The organism is Streptomyces sp. SID13666, from assembly GCF_010548325.1.
Classification (GTDB): Bacteria; Actinomycetota; Actinomycetes; order Streptomycetales; family Streptomycetaceae; genus Actinacidiphila; species Actinacidiphila fildesensis.
On sequence record NZ_JAAGLX010000032.1, the window covers coordinates 17,229 to 35,547 of the forward strand.

The 18,319-nt window shown below is 70.5% G+C and carries 16 protein-coding genes and 1 pseudogene; 14 read left to right on the forward strand and 3 right to left on the reverse strand.

All coding sequences use genetic code 11. The features are described 5' to 3' along the window. The first annotated feature begins 20 nt into the window (after window positions 1-20). On the forward strand, window positions 21-1,367 hold the full coding sequence (locus tag G3I60_RS30990) for a dipeptidase (protein WP_203674310.1): 1,347 nt from the start codon (window positions 21-23) through the stop codon (window positions 1,365-1,367). Between the two features lie 16 nt (window positions 1,368-1,383). Here G3I60_RS30990 and G3I60_RS30995 read toward each other — a convergent pair whose 3' ends face one another. Both G3I60_RS30995 and G3I60_RS31000 read right to left on the reverse strand, forming a co-directional pair. Next, complete coding sequence (locus G3I60_RS30995) at window positions 1,384-2,226, reverse strand: YhjD/YihY/BrkB family envelope integrity protein (protein WP_164294653.1); 843 nt, start codon at window positions 2,224-2,226, stop codon at window positions 1,384-1,386. Further along, entirely contained in the window at window positions 2,223-2,462 is a 240-nt protein-coding gene (locus tag G3I60_RS31000) for a hypothetical protein (protein WP_138351266.1), read from the reverse strand. Before G3I60_RS31000 ends, G3I60_RS30995 begins: the two co-directional genes overlap by 4 nt. 217 nt (window positions 2,463-2,679) lie before the next feature. On the opposite strand from G3I60_RS31000, the gene G3I60_RS45845 reads away from it, so the two are divergent. The 3 genes from G3I60_RS45845 to G3I60_RS31015 all read left to right on the forward strand — a co-directional run bounded on the left by G3I60_RS45845 (window position 2,680) and on the right by G3I60_RS31015 (window position 5,614). Continuing rightward, window positions 2,680-3,099, forward strand: coding sequence for a DUF6325 family protein (locus G3I60_RS45845; protein WP_187144953.1), 420 nt, complete (start codon window positions 2,680-2,682; stop codon window positions 3,097-3,099). 64 nt (window positions 3,100-3,163) lie between these two features. Further along, window positions 3,164-3,454: an SHOCT domain-containing protein gene (locus G3I60_RS31010; protein ID WP_164294652.1), complete on the forward strand. Its 291-nt coding sequence runs from the start codon at window positions 3,164-3,166 to the stop codon at window positions 3,452-3,454. A gap of 33 nt (window positions 3,455-3,487) precedes the next feature. After that, window positions 3,488-5,614 carry a SpoIIE family protein phosphatase gene (locus G3I60_RS31015; protein ID WP_164294651.1) on the forward strand — a complete coding sequence of 709 codons (2,127 nt, stop codon included), beginning with the start codon at window positions 3,488-3,490 and terminating at the stop codon, window positions 5,612-5,614. A gap of 47 nt (window positions 5,615-5,661) precedes the next feature. On the opposite strand, the gene G3I60_RS31020 is transcribed toward G3I60_RS31015, so the two are convergent. Further along, complete coding sequence (locus G3I60_RS31020; RefSeq protein ID WP_244809300.1) at window positions 5,662-6,909, reverse strand: helix-turn-helix domain-containing protein; 1,248 nt, start codon at window positions 6,907-6,909, stop codon at window positions 5,662-5,664. A 429-nt stretch (window positions 6,910-7,338) separates the two neighbouring features. Between G3I60_RS31020 and G3I60_RS31025 the strand changes: the two genes are divergently transcribed. The 10 genes and pseudogenes from G3I60_RS31025 to G3I60_RS31070 all read left to right on the forward strand — a co-directional run. Beyond that, a complete protein-coding gene (locus G3I60_RS31025; protein WP_138351269.1) occupies window positions 7,339-7,956 on the forward strand; it encodes a hypothetical protein in 618 nt (205 codons plus the stop codon). 280 nt (window positions 7,957-8,236) lie between these two features. Further along, window positions 8,237-9,880, forward strand: a complete 1,644-nt coding sequence (locus G3I60_RS31030) for a DUF6801 domain-containing protein (RefSeq protein ID WP_203674312.1) — start codon at window positions 8,237-8,239, stop codon at window positions 9,878-9,880. Between the two features lie 54 nt (window positions 9,881-9,934). Next, the gene (locus tag G3I60_RS31035; RefSeq protein ID WP_164294650.1) at window positions 9,935-10,960 is read left to right on the forward strand and encodes an ABC transporter ATP-binding protein; all 1,026 of its coding nucleotides are present in this window, start codon (window positions 9,935-9,937) and stop codon (window positions 10,958-10,960) included. After that, window positions 10,957-11,802, forward strand: coding sequence for an ABC transporter permease (locus G3I60_RS31040; RefSeq protein WP_164294649.1), 846 nt, complete (start codon window positions 10,957-10,959; stop codon window positions 11,800-11,802). Before G3I60_RS31035 ends, G3I60_RS31040 begins: the two co-directional genes overlap by 4 nt. 3 nt (window positions 11,803-11,805) lie before the next feature. After that, entirely contained in the window at window positions 11,806-12,699 is an 894-nt protein-coding gene (locus G3I60_RS31045; protein WP_138351272.1) for an ABC transporter permease, read from the forward strand. After that, a complete protein-coding gene (locus G3I60_RS31050) occupies window positions 12,696-14,012 on the forward strand; it encodes an MCE family protein (protein ID WP_164294648.1) in 1,317 nt (438 codons plus the stop codon). The genes G3I60_RS31045 and G3I60_RS31050 overlap by 4 nt, the downstream gene beginning before the upstream one ends. Beyond that, on the forward strand, window positions 14,009-15,040 hold the full coding sequence (locus tag G3I60_RS31055) for an MCE family protein (RefSeq protein ID WP_164294647.1): 1,032 nt from the start codon (window positions 14,009-14,011) through the stop codon (window positions 15,038-15,040). The genes G3I60_RS31050 and G3I60_RS31055 overlap by 4 nt, the downstream gene beginning before the upstream one ends. After that, complete coding sequence (locus G3I60_RS31060; protein WP_138351275.1) at window positions 15,037-16,098, forward strand: MCE family protein; 1,062 nt, start codon at window positions 15,037-15,039, stop codon at window positions 16,096-16,098. Before G3I60_RS31055 ends, G3I60_RS31060 begins: the two co-directional genes overlap by 4 nt. Beyond that, the gene (locus tag G3I60_RS31065; RefSeq protein ID WP_232484888.1) at window positions 16,098-17,117 is read left to right on the forward strand and encodes an MCE family protein; all 1,020 of its coding nucleotides are present in this window, start codon (window positions 16,098-16,100) and stop codon (window positions 17,115-17,117) included. Before G3I60_RS31060 ends, G3I60_RS31065 begins: the two co-directional genes overlap by 1 nt. Window positions 17,118-17,143: 26 nt before the next feature. Further along, window positions 17,144-18,124 (forward strand): annotated as a pseudogene (locus tag G3I60_RS31070) (MCE family protein); the annotation flags it as partial. Window positions 18,125-18,319: the final 195 nt, after the last annotated feature.

Here is an 18,319-nt window from a genome sequence, read left to right on the forward strand (position 1 = left end):
CACCCTCCAGGAGCCGTGTGATGTCCGACGACCTCAAACAGCGCATCAGCGGCCTGATGCCCCGCGCCAAGGCCGATCTGACGGAGCTGGTCGCCATGACCTCGGTGGCCGACCCCCGCCAGTACCCGGTGGAGGAGTGCCACCGCACCGCGCAGTGGGTAGCGGACGCCTTCACCGAGCTGGGCTTCACCGACATGCGGCTGGCCGACACCATCGACGGCAGCAAGGCCGTGCTCGGCCACCGGCCGGGCCCGCCCGGCGCGCCGACCGTGCTGCTCTACTGCCACTACGACGTGCAGCCGCCGCTCGACGACGCCGCCTGGACCAGCCCGCCCTTCCGGCTCACCGAGCGCGACGGGCGCTGGTACGGGCGCGGCACCGCGGACTGCAAGGGCAACATCGCCATGCACCTCACGGCGCTGCGGGCGCTCGGCGACGACATCCCCGTCACGCTGAAGTTCATCGCCGAGGGGTCGGAGGAGCAGGGCACCGGGGGCCTGGAGGACTTCGTCCCCAAGAACGCCGAGGAGCTGCGCGCCGACGCGATCCTGGTCTGCGACACGGGCAACGCGGCCGTCGGCGTCCCCGCCGCGACCGTCACGCTGCGCGGGCTCGCGAACGTCGTGGTCACCGTCACCGCGCTGGACTCCGAGATGCACTCCGGGATGTTCGGCGGGCCCGCCCCCGACGCGCTCGCCGCGCTCATCCACATGCTGGCGTCGCTGCGCGACAGCCGGGGCAACACCACCGTCGACGGCCTGGACAACACCAGGACGTGGACCGGCGAGGGGTACGACCCGGAGCAGTTCCGCACCGACGCGCACATGGTGGAGGGCACCGAGCTGCTCGGTGACGGCACCGTCTCCGACATGCTGTGGGCCCGCCCGGCCCTCACCGTCCTCGGTATCGACTGCCCGCCCGTCGTCGGCTCCTCCGCCGCGATCCAGGCCACCGCCGCCGCCCGCCTCAATCTGCGGGTGCCGCCGGGCACCGACCCGCGCACGGCGCAGGACGCGCTCGCCGCGCACCTGGAGAAGGCCGCGCCCTGGGGGGTGCGGGTGGAGATCGAGCGGGAGTCGTCCGGTGCCCCCTTCGAGGCCGTCACGACGGGGCCGGCCTACGCCGCGCTGGGCGCGGCCATGGAGGAGGCGTACGGCAAGCCCATGACGACCCTCGGGCAGGGCGGCTCGATCCCGCTGTGCAACGTCTTCGCGGACACCTACCCCGATGCCGAGATCATCCTGATGGGCGTCGAGGAACCGCTGTGCCTCATCCACGCGCCGAACGAGAGCGTCGACCCGACCGAGATCGCGAACATGGCGCTGTCCGAGGCGCTGTTCCTGCGGAGCTTCGGGAAGAAGGAGTAGCCGCGGCGGGAACGGATCACGCCGCGGAGCCGGCCACGGTCGGCGGTACCGGCGGGGCCGGGGTGCCCAGCCGGCGGGCCACCGGCTCCTCCTGCGCGATCACATGGCCGACGCAGATACCGATCGTGATGACGGTGAAGAGCACGATCAGCCAGGACAGCAGGACGAAGAGCGACCCGAACGGGCCGAACTGCCGCAGGCTGCGGTCGACGGCCCCCGGCATGTAGATCGCCGACCACGCGACGACCCCCAGGACGCCCGCCGACACCAGCATCGCCCCCGGCAGCAGCGGCAGCCAGGGGATCCGGGAGCCCAGCAGGAAACGCTGGGTCCACCACCACAGGAGCGTCCCGGAGAGGAGCTGCAGCGGGACGCCGAGGGCCGTGCCCACGCCGAAGCCGTCGTGCAGCGGGCCCTGGAGCAGCAGGTCGACGAGCCAGACCGCGAGCCAGACCACCCACCGCCACGCGACCAGCCGGGCGCCGGCCCTGGGCATCCGCCAGGCCCGTTCGCAGGTCCGCTGCAGGGCGCGGCTGCAGGCCGTCGCCGAGAGGAGGGTGACGATGATGCCGATGATGCCGATGGAGTTGGTCTCGGTGGTGTCGTCGGCCGCGTAGACCTGCCGGACCTGGTCCAGCGCGTCGTGGTGCAGCCCGAGGACGGAGTGCAGCGAGGAGACGAGCTGGTCGCGGACGCCCTGGGGCGCGAACGCGGCGATCACGAAGAGAGCGGGCAGGGCCCCCAGGAAGGCCTGGGCGGCCAGCCGGGTGGCGCAGTCCAGGACGTTCACCGCGGTGAACTCGTGGACGAGCCGCCCGATGAAGGGGGCCCTGCGCAGTACCCGGTCGAGCACGGTCACGGGCGAGGGGGGTCCTCGTAGTACCGCTGCTCGTAGACGCGCTCGGATTCGTAGCGGCGGTCGGTACGCCGGCGGCGGCCGAAGGCCAGCAGCATGCCGATGAGAAGGCTCGCGGCTCCGCCGAGCATGCAGATGGTGCCCAGGACGCCGATGTCGATCCACCGGGTCTGCCAGGTGATCGCGTATCTCAGGATCGCCCCGATGATGATGAGGGCGAGCCCACCGGCTGCGGTCATGTCGAGGTCCCTTCCGGGGCATGGACGGCGTCGGTCGTCACCGGCTCTCCGCCCAGCCTGCGGGGCCCGGCCTCCGCTGTCCTGTCGGGAGCCGTCACGTTGGGCCGTTGGGGGACCGGAATGTCATAGTCTGAATGCAGACAAATACTCCCAAAGTTATGCTGGCGATCCGATTCCGGTAGCGGACTCGGACACCGCACCCAGGAGAGGACGGACCGTGGGAATCGGACCCGTCGAATACCTTGTCGTCGCATTTCCCGGCAGCCGGTTCACCGGCCGCATCGCACCCGCGCTCGCCGACATCGTCGCGTCCCGCACCGTACGGATCCTCGACATCACCTTCGTCCGGCGGGAGGAGGACGGGACGATCGAGTGTGTGGAGCTCCAGGACCTCGACCCCGACGACCTGGTCGCCTACGACCCGGTGGAGGGCACCATCGCCGGGCTCTTCAACGACGCGGACATCCAGGCGCTCGCCCGGAGCGTGCCGCCGGGCAGCTCGGCGGCGCTCATCGTCTGGGAGGACCTGTGGGCGGTACCGCTCACCGATGCCGTCCGCGGTGCCGGCGGGATCACCGTGGCCCACGAGCAGATCCCGGCGGAGATCGCGGAGCGGGCTCTCGCGGAGGCCCGCTGACCGTCCGCCCGCCGGTCCGACGACTCGGAAAGGACGTCCTGACATGCCGTTTCGCAGAGGAGCCATGAACCGCAGGGGGCCCGGGCTGCTGGGTGCCGTCGCGCGCACCGCCGTGGTGGCCGGCACCGCATCCGCCGTCAGCGGCCGGGTGCGGCAGCACCAGCAGGAGAAGTTCGCCGGGCAGGAGGCCGAGCAGGCCGCGCAGGCCCAGGCGGCGCAGCAGCAGCCCGCCGCGCCGGCGGCGCCCGCCGACGACACCATCAGCCGTCTGGAGCGGCTGGCGGGACTGAAGACCCAGGGAATCCTCACGGAAGAGGAGTTCGCCGCCGAGAAGGCGAAGATCCTGTCGGGTTGACCGGCGGGAAACGCGACACCCCGGAGTACGGATATGCCCGAACAGGACCGGCCGCCCGACGGCGGCGAGCTCCCGGGCACCGGCACGCCCCGTACCGGTCTGGCCGAACGCCTCGCCCTGAACCACATGGGCAGTTTCGACTGGGACCTCAGGATCGGCACCCTGGAGCTGGACCCGGCCGCCCTGGAGGTCTTCGACCTGCGGCCGGAGGAGTTCAACGGCCGGCCCAACTCCCTGTACAGCCGGGTGACGCCCGAGGACGGCGCCCGGCTCGACGCGGTACTCAACCGGGCCCTGCACGAGCGGGCGTCGTCGTACGGCATGTACTTCCAGGCGTTCCTCCGGGACGGCACACCGCGCTGGACGCACACCCAGGGCCGCATCCTGCGCGACGAGGACGGCAAGGCCGTGCGCGTCATCGGCATCGTCCGTGACGCCACCGCCGAACTCACGCACTCCACCTTGCTGCGGACCCTGGAGGAGGACCGCAAACGCCAGACGTCCATGGTGGAACGGACCACGCAGGCCCTGTCGCGCGCCGTCACCGTCGACGACGTCACCGCCGCGCTGACCGGCAGCGGCGGGCTGGAGCGGTTCGGGGCCGACGGCCTCGCGCTGGGGCTGGTCGACGGCAGCATGCTCAAGATCATCGCGCTCACCGGCCGGTCGATGGAGGTCCTGTCCGACCTGCGGCTCACCCGGATCGACGACGACCTCCCGCTGTCCGAAGCGATCCTGAAACAGCGCCCGCGGTTCGTCAGCTCGCTGTCGGAACTCGCCGACCGCTACCCCCGGCTGCGGCCCTACACAGGGGAGATGGAGATCGAGGCGGCGGCCTACCTGCCGCTGGTGGCCCAGGCGCGCTCCATCGGCGGCCTCTGCCTGTTCTACCGGGACCGCACCCACTTCACCGCCGAGGACCGCAACCTCTGCCTCGCCCTCGCGGGCATCGTCGCCCAGTCGCTGCAGCGCGCCATGCTCTTCGACCAGGAGCGCGAGTTCGCCACCGGGCTGCAGGCCTCGATGCTGCCGCGGCGGATCCCCGAGGTCACCGGTGGGGAGATCGCCGTGCGCTACCACGCGGCCTGGAGCGGCCGGGAGGTCGGCGGCGACTGGTACGACGTCATCCCGCTGCCGCAGGGCCGCATCGGTGTCGTCGTCGGCGACGTCGAGGGCCACGACACCCACGCCGCGGCCATGATGGGCCAGCTCCGGATCGTGCTGCGCGCCTACGCCGCCGAGGGCCACGCCCCTTCCACGGTGCTCGCGCGTGCCTCGCAGTTCCTCGCCGAGCTCGACACCGAACGCTTCGCCACCTGCACCTACGCCCAGGTCGACCTGGCCACCGGCGACGTACGCGTGGTGCGGGCCGGCCACCTCGGGCCGCTGATCCGGCACACCGACGGGCGGACCGGCTGGCCCAACGTCCGCGGCGGACTGCCGCTCGGCCTGGCCACCCACTTCGAGGACCACGAGTACCCGGAGACCCGGCTGGACCTGGTGCCGGGGGAGACCCTGCTGCTGTGCACCGACGGGCTCGTCGAGCAGCCGGGCAAGGACATCGGCGAGGGCATGGACGAGCTCGCCGACGCCGTACGGCACGGACCGAACGGCGCGGCCGCGCTCGCCGACCATCTCTCGGACGGCCTGTGGGCCCGGCCGGGCGCGGAGGACGACATGGCGCTGCTCCTGCTGCGCCGGGCGCCCGACCCGGGCACCGCCAAGGCCCCGCGCATCCACCAGTACGTCCACCAGGCCGACCCGGAGGGGTTGGCCGAAGCCCGCGCGGTGCTGCGCCAGGCGCTGTTGGACTGGGGTGCGGGCGAACTGGTCGACGATGTCGAGCTGGTGGCCGGCGAACTCCTCACCAACGTCCTGCTGCACACCGAGGGTGGTGCCGTGATGACGCTGGAGATCGTCCCCTCGGTACGGATCAAGGGGCCCCACCGGGTGCGGCTGGCCGTCCAGGACCGTTCCAGCGTCTGGCCGCGCCGCAGGACCCCGGGCGAGGCCGCGACCTCGGGCCGCGGTCTGCTGCTCATCGACTCCCTCGCCACCCGCTGGGGCGTGGAGCCGCGCGGGGAGGGCAAGTCGGTGTGGGCCGAGTTCCGGTGGCTCCCGGCGGAGGACCGGGGGGAGACGGGTTCCCCGGCACCCTGACCCCGGCGCGGTGGTTCCCGGCTGTCGGCGTCAGAAGGCCGTCGGCGTCAGAAGGGTTCGTGCACGCCGGGCGGCAGGCCCGGCAGTCCCGACGGGCCCGCCCGCTCCTGGAGGTACAGGGCGCGGAGCACGATCTCGGTCGCGAACCGGGCGTCGGGATCGGAGAGTTGGTCGCCGAAGGCACGGTCGAGGATCCGCATGCGGTAGCGCACGGTCTGCGGGTGCACTTCGAGGAGTTCGGCCATCTGGGCGGCGGTGCCGCGGGTGGTGAGCCACGTGCGCAGGGTGTCGACGAGCCGGGTGCGCTGGGTGGGGGTGAGGCCGACGAGCGGGCCGAGGTGCTTCTTGCTGAGCTGGTTGATCAGGGCGGGGTCTCCGAGGAGCCATAACGGCAATAAGTGGTCCTCGCACAGCACCACCGGCCGGTCGTCGATGATCCCGGCGTCGGCCAGTGCGAGGGTCTGCCGCGCCCAGCGCAGCGAGTCCGCCGCGTCCCCGAGCGGGGTGGTCAGCCCGACCGCCGCCCGGCTGCCGGTCAGCGCGGTGTCGAGGGCCGCGCGCCGGACGTCGTCGAGCGGGCCGGGGACCAGCAGATGGGGTTCGGGTCCCGACAGGTCGACGAGGATGTCGCGGTCCAGGGCCGCCCGCGTCAGCTTGGACTCCGGGCCCAGGGCGACGAGCGTCACCTCGTCCGGCAGCGGCCACGCGGCGTGCTCGGCGAGTTCGGCGATCGCGGCGAGCGAGACGGACGGGGTGGCCAGAATCAGCCGCAGCACCCGGCGGCGGCGGTTGTCCGGTTTCTCACCCAGCTCGGCCATGGCTTCCAGATAGCCCTCGCGGGAGAGCGACGCGAGCTCGCCGACATAGGCGAACAGCGAGTCGGCGAAGGTCATCATGACGGAGGGCGGGAGCTTGTAGCGCTCGGAGACCTTCATCGCCCGGCGCAGCCCGACCCGGGCGCCGATCCGGTACGCGGCCTGCAGGCTGTCCAGGCTGCGGCCCTCGTACGCCTCGAAGCGGCCGAACCTGCGGCACATGTCGTCGCGGAGCGTGGAGGTCGTGGAGGGGGCGGCGATCTGGTCGACGAAGGTGGCGATGTTCTGCTCGATCCCGATGCGTATCGCCTGCCCGTAGGGCCCATCCAGAATGTGGGAGTACTCCGGTAACGCCCCGATGATCTCGGCGGACATCTCCTGGAAGAGGCTGGGCAGTTCGGGCCACATGATCGCCGCGAGCTCCTGCGGGATCGGTCGCAGCGGCTCGGCCGGTCCCGCGGCCCGTCTCGCTCCGGACACGCTCGTCCCCCCTCAACTAGGCGGCGCAGGGTGGGGCATCGGACATGCCGGGAGTGACGTACGACACGTCGTAGCTCGTCGAAACATAGACCAACGGCGGCCGGAGCGCAGCACCCAGGGGCCGTAAACGTGCACGGGGCATGTGACCGGCGGCCGGTCCCCGGGGTGCGTGCGTGCTCACTTCCGGACAGTTCTCAGCCGGAATTTATTGCTCCAGAGATAAGAAAATACTCGGGAGTAAGGTCGTTCTCCCAATCTCTGACTGGAGTATTGCGCCACCCTGTTACCGATGCGTAACGTGCCCATTCGCAAGGGCAGCCGAATTCATTCGGTGCCGCGTTCCAGGTATTGAGCCGCAGTCGCAATCCCCGCCTGAACAGCGTGGATCGCGGTTAATCAGGTACGCCAACTCCTTGAAAGGATCAGCCCGTGCGCAAGCTGACCAAGAGCACCATCGTCGTCGGTGCGGCCCTCGCCGCCGCCGTCGGATTCTCCACCTCTCCCGCCTCCGCGGCCGGCACCTGGACCGTGACCGGCGGTGGCTCGTTCACAGCGGTGGCGACCAGCCCGATCCTGACGGACACCAACACCGGCACCCAGCTCAAGTGCACCAAGTCCAACGCCGCCGGCAGCGCCGCGAACGGCACCGGGCTCTCCGGTACCGCCATCGCGAGCATCTCCTCCGTCACCTGGACCAGTTGCTCGGGTCCCGCCGGCATCTCCTTCACCGTCACCGCCCAGGGCCTGCCCTGGAAGCTCAACGCCGCGACGTACTCCGCGGGCGTCACCACCGGCACCATCACCGGCGTCAAGGCCCACATCAGCGGTCTGTGCAACGCGGACTTCAACGGCCCGACGGCCGGCAGCACCGCCACCCTCACCGGCAAGTACACCAACTCCACCCATGTGCTGACGGTCAGCGGCGGGAACCTGAAGGCGTACAACGTCTCGGGCATCTGCCTCGGTCTGATCAACAACGGCGACAGCGCCGTCTACAGCGCCAACTACGTCCTGAGCCCCGCCACCCTGCAGATCACCTCCCCGTGAGCCAACCCGCTGTGCGGACCCCGGCCCGGAGCCACGGGCCGGGGTCCGCGCCGCGGAGCGCGCCCCAGCGGCGCCCGGCTGCTCACCGGTACTCAATGGAATACAAAGCTCCGCTCCGCATTTATCACTCAGTGACAAGAAATCCGATGGCCGCGAGATCGCGGAACATTCCTGTGTTCGATCACTTGTCCTCGTTATTACCCGCACGTAGTGTCCTGCGTCCCGACCGAGTTCGTGATTCCCCGCAGGTATGCGCCGAGCCAGTCCGAGGAGTGCCGCAATGAGGGGTGCAGGTGTTCCACGCCGTACGGTGCGGCTGGCGGGCCTCGCGGCGGCGGCGCTCGTGGCGGGGCTGTTGTCCGGATCCGGCTCCGCGGCGGCCGGACGGGACGGACCGCTGACGATGGCCTACCAGTGCGCCTTCCCCGGCGGCGATCAGCCGGTGCACGTCGTCCTGACCCAGCTCTTCCCGGACACCGGGGCGGTCAACAGGCCGATCCAGCCCGGTGATCCGACCATGGCGGTGACGGTGCCCCGCGCCGCCGTCGACGGGCTCGTGCCGGACACCACCGGAACGCTGGCCGGCACCGGAAGTCTCACCGCCCGTGTCACCCAGGGCACTTCGGCCGCCGACGCCCCCTGGCCGGGACTGCGGGCCCCCGCCGTTGCGGTGGCCGGCAAGGACGACCTGGTGCTGACGTTCAAGGGCGAGGTGCCGCCGGTGACCGTCACCGCGGCGGGCGAGGTGAGCTTCGGCGCGGGTGCGCTGGCCCTGGAGCTCACACCGGGCAAGGCCGCCGCGACGGACGCGACGCCGTCGCCCGTACCGGCCACCGCCGCCCCCGTGAAGGTGGCGTGCACTCCGGAGGCCGGGCAGAACACGCTGCTGGGCGCGGTGCCGGTGCCCGTTCCGGACCCCACCCCGTCAGGCTCCCCTTCATCCTCACCCTCTTCATCGGCACCGGCCTCACCGTCCTCCCCCACGACGCCTTCCGCCCCCGGTACGTCACCGGGTACGTCGGCGGGTACCTCACCGGGTGCGTCGCCCAAGCCGGGCGCGCCGCACAACAGCACCATCAAGGTCGAACCGCCGGTGCATTCCGGCACGTACGACTGCGACGTACTGCCCAAGGGGAAGCTGGACTTCGATCACATTCCGCTGAAGGACGAGCAGGATGCCGGCGCGACGGTCACCGAGACCACGTTCGATCTCGGCTCGTGCGCCTACGCGACCGGATTCTCCAACGTCCACAAGCTCAGCGGCGCCGCCGTCATCAATGACGCGCACAGCGCCAAGGGCCCGTCCCTGACCTACATCAACATGAACGTGCGGATGGCGGTACAGCCGAATCCCCCGCAGTACTACGAGTTCGACTCGCTCGGTTCGATGACGCTGCCGGTCGCCGATTCCACGTTCCTGACCTACGGATTCGTGCCCACGACGGCGAAGATGGCGCTCACGCCCGATCCGGTGAAACCGCTGCTGACCATCGTCACGACGGGTACCAACTTCGTCGAGCAGAACGTCATCACCACGATCCACGGATATCAGTGGCTCCGGCTCTACGACGTCAGGATCAACGGCACACCGCTCGATGTGGGACCCAACTGCCGCACCAGGGCGCCGATCCAGCTGGCGCTCGTCGGGCTGCAGGACGCGCACATGCCCGGCGGCGGTGACGGCAAGCCGGACTACACCATTCTCGACGGCGGGCCGCTGCACCAGGAGAACCTGACGATCCCCGCCTTCACCGGCTGCGGCACCCACGGCGAGAACCTCGACGCGCTCTTCACCGCGGCGGTGTCCGGGCCGGGGAACTCGCTCAACCTCAACCAAGGCACGCTCTGCGCGCCCTGGGCCGGACTCGGCTGCGACGCCTCGACCGGTACCGAGATCCAGATCCCGCCGCTGCCGCACCGCTGACCAGTCCGCCACCGGCGCCGCGGACGGCGCCGGCCAACCATCCCGGGAGGTGCAATGGGAATCGAAGTGGTCGTCGAAGGCCTCACCAAGTCGTTCGGCAGTCAGACCGTCTGGCAGGACGTGACGCTCACTCTGCCGCCCGGTGAGGTCAGCGTGATGCTGGGCCCCTCGGGTACCGGAAAGACCGTGTTCCTGAAGTCGGTGATCGGGCTGCTCAAGCCCGAGCGCGGGCGGGTCATGGTCAACGGCGTCGACATGGTGAACAGCCCGGAACGCGATGTGTACGAGGCGCGCAAGCTCTTCGGCCTGATGTTCCAGGACGGCGCGCTGTTCGGGTCGATGTCCCTCTTCGACAACATCGCCTTTCCGCTCCGCGAACACACCAAGAAGAAGGAATCCGAGATCCGCCGCGTCGTGATGGAGCGGATGGACATGGTCGGACTCCTGGGCGCCGAGGGGAAGTTACCCGGCGAGATATCCGGCGGCATGCGCAAGCGCGCCGGACTGGCCCGCGCGCTGGTGCTCGATCCGCAGATCATTCTCTGCGACGAGCCGGACTCCGGGCTCGATCCGGTCCGCACCGCGTACATCTCGCAGCTGCTCATCGATCTGAACGCGCAGCTCGACGCGACGATGCTGATCGTCACGCACAACATCGACATCGCCTCCACCGTGCCGGACAACATGGGCATGCTCTTCCGCCGCCGGCTCGTCGCCTTCGGCCCGCGCGAGGTGCTGCTGACCAGCCAGGAACCGGTGGTGGCGCAGTTCCTCGGCGGGCACCGGGCCGGTCCGATCGGGATGTCGGAGGAGAAGGACGAGGCCACGATGGCCCTGGAGGAGCGGCACGGCGTCACCGGGAGCAGTTCGGTGCCCCGCACCATCGAGCCACAGCTGGAGCCGACCCCCGGGCTGCCGGTCCGGCGGGCGGTACTGCGCCGCAGGGAGCGGGTGCTCGGTCTGCTGGACACGCTGCCGCCGGCCGCGCGGCACGCGATCGAGTCCAGCTTCGACCGCACCGGGCACGTCGTCGCCGGGCAGGCCGCACCCGCCGGCCGCGCGGGCGGAGGGCCGTCATGACGGCTCCCCCGCTGGATCCGCCCCTGGATCCCGCACCCGCGCCGCAGCCGGCGGCGCCTCCCGTGCGGCGGCCGGTCCCGGGGCTGGGCGCGCTGCGCGAGACCGGCCGGCTCTTCTCGCTCGCCGTGTCGACGGTCGGTGCGATGTTCCGCAGACCGTTCCAGGTCCGGGAGCTGATCGAGCAGTTCTGGTTCATCGCGAGCGTGACGATCCTGCCCGCCGCCCTCGTGTCGATCCCGTTCGGCGCGGTGATCGCGCTCCAGGTCGGGTCGCTGACCCAGCAGCTCGGCGCCCAGTCGTTCACCGGCGGCGCCAGCGTGCTCGCCATCATCCAGCAGGCGAGCCCGCTGATCGTCGCCCTGCTGATCGCGGGCGCGGGCGGTTCCGCGATCTGCGCGGACCTCGGGTCGCGCAAGATCCGCGAGGAACTGGACGCGATGGAGGTCATGGGCGTCTCGCCGGTGCAGCGCCTCGTCGTCCCCCGGGTGCTGGCCGCGATGTTCGTGGCGGTGCTGCTCAACGGACTGGTCTCGGTCGTCGGCACGCTCGGCGGCTACTTCTTCAACGTGATCATGCAGCACGGCACGCCGGGCGCGTATCTCGCCAGCTTCTCGGCCCTCGCCCAGCTCCCCGACCTCTACATCAGCGAGCTGAAGGCGCTGATCTTCGGCTTCATCGCGGGCATCGTCGCCGCCTACCGGGGCCTCAATCCGCGCGGCGGTCCGAAGGGCGTCGGCGACGCGGTGAACCAGTCGGTGGTCATCACCTTCCTGCTGCTGTTCTTCGTGAACATGGTGCTCACGGGGATCTATCTGCAGATCGTCCCCGCGAAGGGATCCTGACCGATGGCCCTTCTCGACAAGGACGCGCCGCAGGACGCCCCCGTCCCGCCGGACCGGAGCGGACCGGCCGCGTACCGCCCCGGCGCCCGGTCCGACCGCTGGTTCGGCTGGCTGGACCGGCTCGGCGACCATCTGATCTTCCACATCACCGCGCTGCTGTGGATCCCCAAGACCCTGCGCCGCTACCTCAAGGAGATCCAGCGGCTGCTGGCCGAAGTGGCGTTCGGCAGCGGCGGGCTCGGGGTCATCGGCGGCACCGTCGGCGTGATGATCGCGATGACGCTCTTCACCGGCACGGTCGTCGGACTCCAGGGCCACGCGGCGCTCAACCAGGTCGGCGCCGCCGCGTTCACCGGCTTCGTCTCGGCGTACTTCAACACCCGGGAGATCGCACCCCTGGTGGCGGGCCTCGCGCTCTCGGCCACCGTGGGCGCCGGCTTCACCGCGCAGCTCGGCGCGATGCGCATCAACGAGGAGGTCGACGCCCTGGAGGGGATGGGCATCCGCAGCATGCCGTACCTGGTGACGACCCGGATCATCGCGGGCGTCGTCGCGATCATCCCGCTCTACGGCATCGGCCTGGTCAGCTCGTACCTCGCCTCACGGCTGGTCACGGTCTTCGTGAGCGGCCAGTCGTCGGGCACCTACGACCACTACTTCCACACGTTCCTGTCGCCCGACGACGTCCTGCTGTCGTTCCTCAAGGTGATCGTCTTCAGCGTGACGGTGATCCTCGCGCACTGCTACTACGGCTTCCACGCCGAGGGCGGCCCCGCCGGGGTCGGGGTGGCCGTCGGCCGGTCGGTGCGGAACGCGATCGTGGTGATCAGCGTGACCGACTTCTTCCTGAGCCTGGCCATCTGGGGCACCACGACGACGGTGCGGGTGGCCGGATGAACGCCCTCACCGTGCGACGCCGCTTCGCGGGAGTGGTCTTCCTGCTGGTGCCCGCGCTGCTCATCTGGCTCTCGGTGGCGATCTACGACAAGGAGTTCTCCGACGACGCGACGGTGACCGTCAGGACCGGCAGCGTCGGCAACGCGATGCACCTCTACGCGGACGTGAAGCTGCGCGGGGTGGTCGTCGGCCAGGTGCGCGGCATCACCGCCGACGGCGACGGCGCCCGCGTCACGCTGGCCATCCAGCGGGACAAGCTGAAGGGCATACCGGCCGACGTCACCGTGCAGATGCTGCCGACGACGCTGTTCGGGGAGCGGTTCGTGGCCCTCGTACCGCCGGCGCGGACCGCCTCGGGCCCGAAGCTGCTGGCCGGCAGCACCATCGCGCAGGACCGCTCCAGCAACGCCATCGAGCTGGAGCAGGTGCTCGACAACGTGCTGCCGCTGCTGACCGCGGTGCAGCCGGAGAAGCTCTCCGCCACCCTCAGTGCCGTCTCGCAGGCCCTGCAGGGCCGCGGTACCAAGCTGGGCGACAGCTTCGTCACCCTCGACGCCTATCTGGCGAAGCTCAACCCGAACCTGCCGACGCTCAACCGGGACATCCAGGAGTTGGTGAAGGTCAGCCGCGTCTACGGCGACGCCGCCCCCGACATCCTGCAGGCGCTCACCGACTTCACGACGACCAGCGGCACCATCGCCGAGCAGCGCGCCAACCTCAGCACCCTGTACGGGTCGACGACCAGCACCTCCCAGGACCTGACAGCGTTCCTGCGGCAGAACCAGGACACCATCATCCGGCTGTCGGCGGACAGCAGGGGAACGCTCCAGCTGCTCGGCGAGTACGCGCCCTCGTTCCCCTGCACCCTGCGCACGCTGGCCAACTTCGTGCCGGCGATGGACAAGGCGCTCGGCAAGGGCACGAGTGAGCCCGGACTGCATGTCACCGTGCGGACCGTGCCCTCCCGGGGCAAGTACCTGCCCGGCAAGGACAAGCCGTCGTTCACGGCGAGCACCGGGCCCAACTGCTACCCGGTGCCGTACCTCGGCCGGCCGACCCGGACGGACGACACGGTGGCGCCGGGGCTCACGGGCCCGACGGCCACGGCGCCCCCGACAGCCACGACGGGCCTCACCGTGACCGGTGCGGGGAGCGGGAACGGCGGTCTGGGGCTGCCCAACTCGCCGCAGGAGAACGAACTCGTCAACGAACTGCTGGCACCGGCGATGAACGCCTCGCCGCAGTCCCTTCCCGACTGGAGCAGCCTGCTGGCCGGACCGGTCTTCCGCGGGGCGGAGGTGAGTCTCAAGTGAGGCGCCGGAGCATCGCGGGCCCGCTCATCAAGTCGATCGTCTTCATCCTCGTGACGGCCCTGGCCACCACGGTGCTGGCCTTCAGCATCGCCAACACCGGGATCGCGGACACCGTCGGCTACAAGGCGCGGTTCACCGACACCACCGGGCTGATCACCGGCGACAGCGTGCGGATCGCCGGGGTGAAGGTCGGCCAGGTCGAGGACATCCGGGTGGTGGACCGGCGGCTCGCCCAGGTGACGTTCTCGGTCGAGAAGGGCCGGGCGCTGCCCGCCTCGGTGACCGCGTCGATCAAGTACCTGAACATGGTCGGCCAGCGCTACATCGACCTGCAGCAGGGCACCGGGCCGATGGACCGGGCCTTCACACCCGGCTCCACCATCCCGCTGGACCGCACCTCGCCCGCCCTCGACCTCACCCAGTTGTTCAACGGGTTCCAGCCGCTCTTCGAGGGGCTGTCGCCCAAGGACGTCAACCAGCTCGCCGGGGAGATCATCCAGGTGCTCCAGGGCGAGGGCGGCACCGTCAACAGCCTGATCAGGAACGTGGGTTCGCTGACCACCACCCTCGCCGCCAAGGACAAGGTCATCGGCGAGGTGATCGACAACCTCACCACCGTCCTGACCAGCGTAAACACCCGTGAACAGGGCTTCAACGAGCTGGTGGGCACCCTCCAGACCCTCGTCACCGGCTTCGCGGGCGACCGGCAGCCGATCGGGGACGCGATCACCGCGATCTCCCAGCTCACCACCAGCACGGCGGGGCTGCTGGACGACGGCCGGGCGCCGTTGAAGGAGGACATCCGCCAGCTCGGCCGGCTGTCGTCCAACCTGGCCGCGAGCACCCCGCAGATCGAGAACTTCCTGCAGAAGACGCCCGTCAAGATGCGGACGATCACCCGCCTCGCGTCGTACGGGTCCTGGCTCAACCTCTACCTCTGCGAGGCCAAGGTGTCGGGCGTGACCACTTCGGACGGCAGCAAGGCGCCGACCGGTATCGCGATCACCGAAGCGCGGTGCAGGTCATGAGCGGGCGGGTGGCGCGGCTGCGCCGGCGGGCGGCGGGGCGGCGCCCGAAGCCGATGGCGGAGCGCAACCCCGTCACCGTCGGCATCGTCGGGCTGCTCGTCCTCGCCCTGCTGGGCGTGGTCGTCTACAACGCCGACGCGCTGCCGTTCATCGGGGGCGGCACCACGTACACGGCGGACTTCACCGAGGCGGCGGGGCTCGACCCCGGCAACGAGGTGCGGGTCGCCGGGGTGAAGGTCGGCAAGGTCACCGGCGTGGGACTCGACGGCGGCAAGGTGAAGGTGACCTTCAAGGTCAAGGACACCTGGATCGGCGACGCCAGCCGGGCCGCGATCGGCATCAAGACGCTGCTCGGCGAGAAGTACCTGGCCCTGGATCCGCTCGGCTCCGCCGCGCAGAACCCCGGCCGGCGCATCCCGGCCACCCGCACCACCTCCCCCTACGACGTGACGCAGGCGTTCAACGGGCTCGGGCAGACCTTCGGGGAGATCGACACCGCGCAGCTCGCCAAGAGCTTCGACACCATCTCCGCCACGTTCAAGGACACCGCGCCCCAGGTGCGCACCGCCGTCACCGGGCTCTCCGCCCTGTCGAAGACGATCTCCGACCGCGACAGCCAGCTGGCCAAGCTGCTGGCGGGCAGCAAGCAGATCACCGCGACGCTGGCCGGACAGCAGAGCAGGTTCGAGAAGCTGATCACGGACGGGAACCTGCTGCTGGGCGAGTTGCAGAAGCGGCGGGACGCCATCCACGGGCTGCTGACCGGCACCCAGGACCTCGGCACCCAGCTGACCGGCCTCGTCGAGGACAACAACAAGCAGCTGGAGCCCACCCTCAGCGCGCTGAGCCGGGTCACCACCGTGCTGCTGAAGAACCAGAAGAGCCTCGACGCCGCCCTCGCCGCGATCGGGCCCTACTACCGGCTGGTCGGCAACACGGTCGGCAACGGCCGTTGGTTCGACAGCTACCTCTGCGGGCTCGTCCCGCGGAACTACCTGCCCGCCGGCACGCCTCCCACCACCGGATGCATGCCACCCAAGTCCCAGGGCGGTCGCTGATGACGGCACACCTGTCCAGAAGGCGCCGGATCGCGCTCGGCACCGTCCTGCTGCTCGTCCTGGTCGCGGTCGCCGGTGGCGTGTACGTGTTCGGCGGCAGCGGCGGCAAGCGCATCACCGCCTACTTCGACCAGGCCGTCGGCGTGTACCCCGGCTCCGATCTGCGGGTCCTGGGCGTGAAGGTCGGCAGCATCGACTCGGTGACCCCCGAAGGCCGCCAGGTGCGGGTGAACCTCACGCTGGACAAGGGCGTGAAGGTGCCGGCCGACGCGGGCGCCGTCGTCGTGGCCCCCAGCATCGTCTCCGACCGCTACATCCAGCTGAGCCCCGCGTACACCGGCGGCGCGCAGATCGGCGACCGGGCGACGATCCCGTCGAGCCGCACCGCCGGCCCGGTGGAGGTCGACCAGCTCTACGAGAGCATCACCAGGATCAGTGACGCGCTCGGCCCCAAGGGCGCGAACTCCACGGGCTCGCTCTCCGCACTGCTCGACACCGGCGCCGCGAACCTCGGCGGCAACGGCAAGCTGCTCGGCGACACCATCGAGCAGCTCGGCAAGGTCACCAAGACGCTCTCGCTGAACAGCGGCACCTTCTTCGACACGATCACCTATCTGCAGTCCTTCACGACGATGCTGAAGAACAACGACGGCAACGTCCACCGGGCCGCGCAGCAGCTCTCCGAGGTCACCGGCTTCCTCGCCGAGGACAAGGAGAACCTCGCCGGCGCGCTGAAGCAGCTCGCCACCGCTCTGGGCGAGGTGAAGGGCTTCATCCACGACAACAGGACCCGGCTCAAGTCGGTCGTCGACCAGCTCGCGCCGCTCACCCAGTCCCTCGTCGACCAGCGGGCCTCCATCGCGGAGGCGCTCGACACCGCGCCGCTCGCGGCCGACAACGTCCTCAACGCGTACGACCCGGCGCACCGGACGATCGACGGCCGGGCCGACATCAACGAGCTGAGTTTCCCGCTGCCGACCGTCGGCACCGTCTACGGCACGCAGGGAGCGACCCGGTGAGACGTACGGACCGGGCCGCCGCCGCGCTGGCCCTCACGCTCGTCCTGGCCGGCTGCTCGGCGCCGGGGCTCGGCGGGATCGACAGCCTGCCGCTGCCGGGCGGCGCCGACCTGGGCAGCCATCCGTACACCGTCACCGCCGAGTTCGCCGACGTCCTGAGCCTCGTCCCGCAGTCGGCGGTCAAGGTCAACGACGTGGCCGTGGGCCGGGTCACCGCCATCGACCTCGCGCCGAACGGCTGGACGGCGAAGGTCACGATGCGCGTCAACGGCAAGGTCGTGCTGCCGGCCAACGCGTACGCCCACCTCGAACAGTCCAGCCTGCTGGGCGAGAAGTTCATCCAGCTCGCCGCCCCGGACCGGCGGACGGGCGGGGAGACCGGCACCGGCCGGCTCGGCGACGGCGCCCGCATCCCGCTCGACCACACCAACCGCAACCCGGAGGTCGAGGAGGTGTTCGGCGCGCTGTCGATGCTGCTGAACGGCGGCGGCGTCAACCAGCTCAAGACGATCACCGTGGAGCTCAACAAGGCCCTGCAGGGCAACGAACCGCAGGTGCGTTCCATGCTGACCCGCGTCAACGCCCTCGTCACGGACCTGGACGGCCACAAGCAGGACATCACCGCGGCGCTCGACGGCGTCAACCACCTCTCCGCGACCCTCGCCACCCGCGATCGGCAGATCGGCACGGTGCTCACCGGGCTCAGCCCCGGCCTGAAGGTGCTGGAGGAGCAGCGCGGTTCGCTCGTGACGATGCTCCGCTCGCTCGACACCCTGTCCGATGTCGCGGTCACCACCGTGAACAGGAGCAAGGACGACATGGTCGCCGACCTCAAGGCGCTCGCGCCCACCCTGCAGCGGCTCGCCGACTCGGGGAAGGCGCTGCCGGACTCGCTCCAGGTGCTGCTCACGTACCCGTTCACGGACGAGGTGCTCAGCGGTGTCAAGGGCGACTACCTCAACGTCTACCTGGACATGACGGCCGCGCCGGGCACGCAGATCGTCCCGGAACTCGACTTCGCCGACAATGTCTACCCGCCGCCGACCAGCGACCCGGGCGAGGACGTGGGAGGCACGGACGCGGGGACGGACGCGGGTACGGATGCCGGGACCGACGCCGGAACGGATGCGGGCACGGACGCCGGAACGGATGCGGGCACCGACGCAGGCACCGACGCCGGTAGCGATACCGGTGGTACGGAC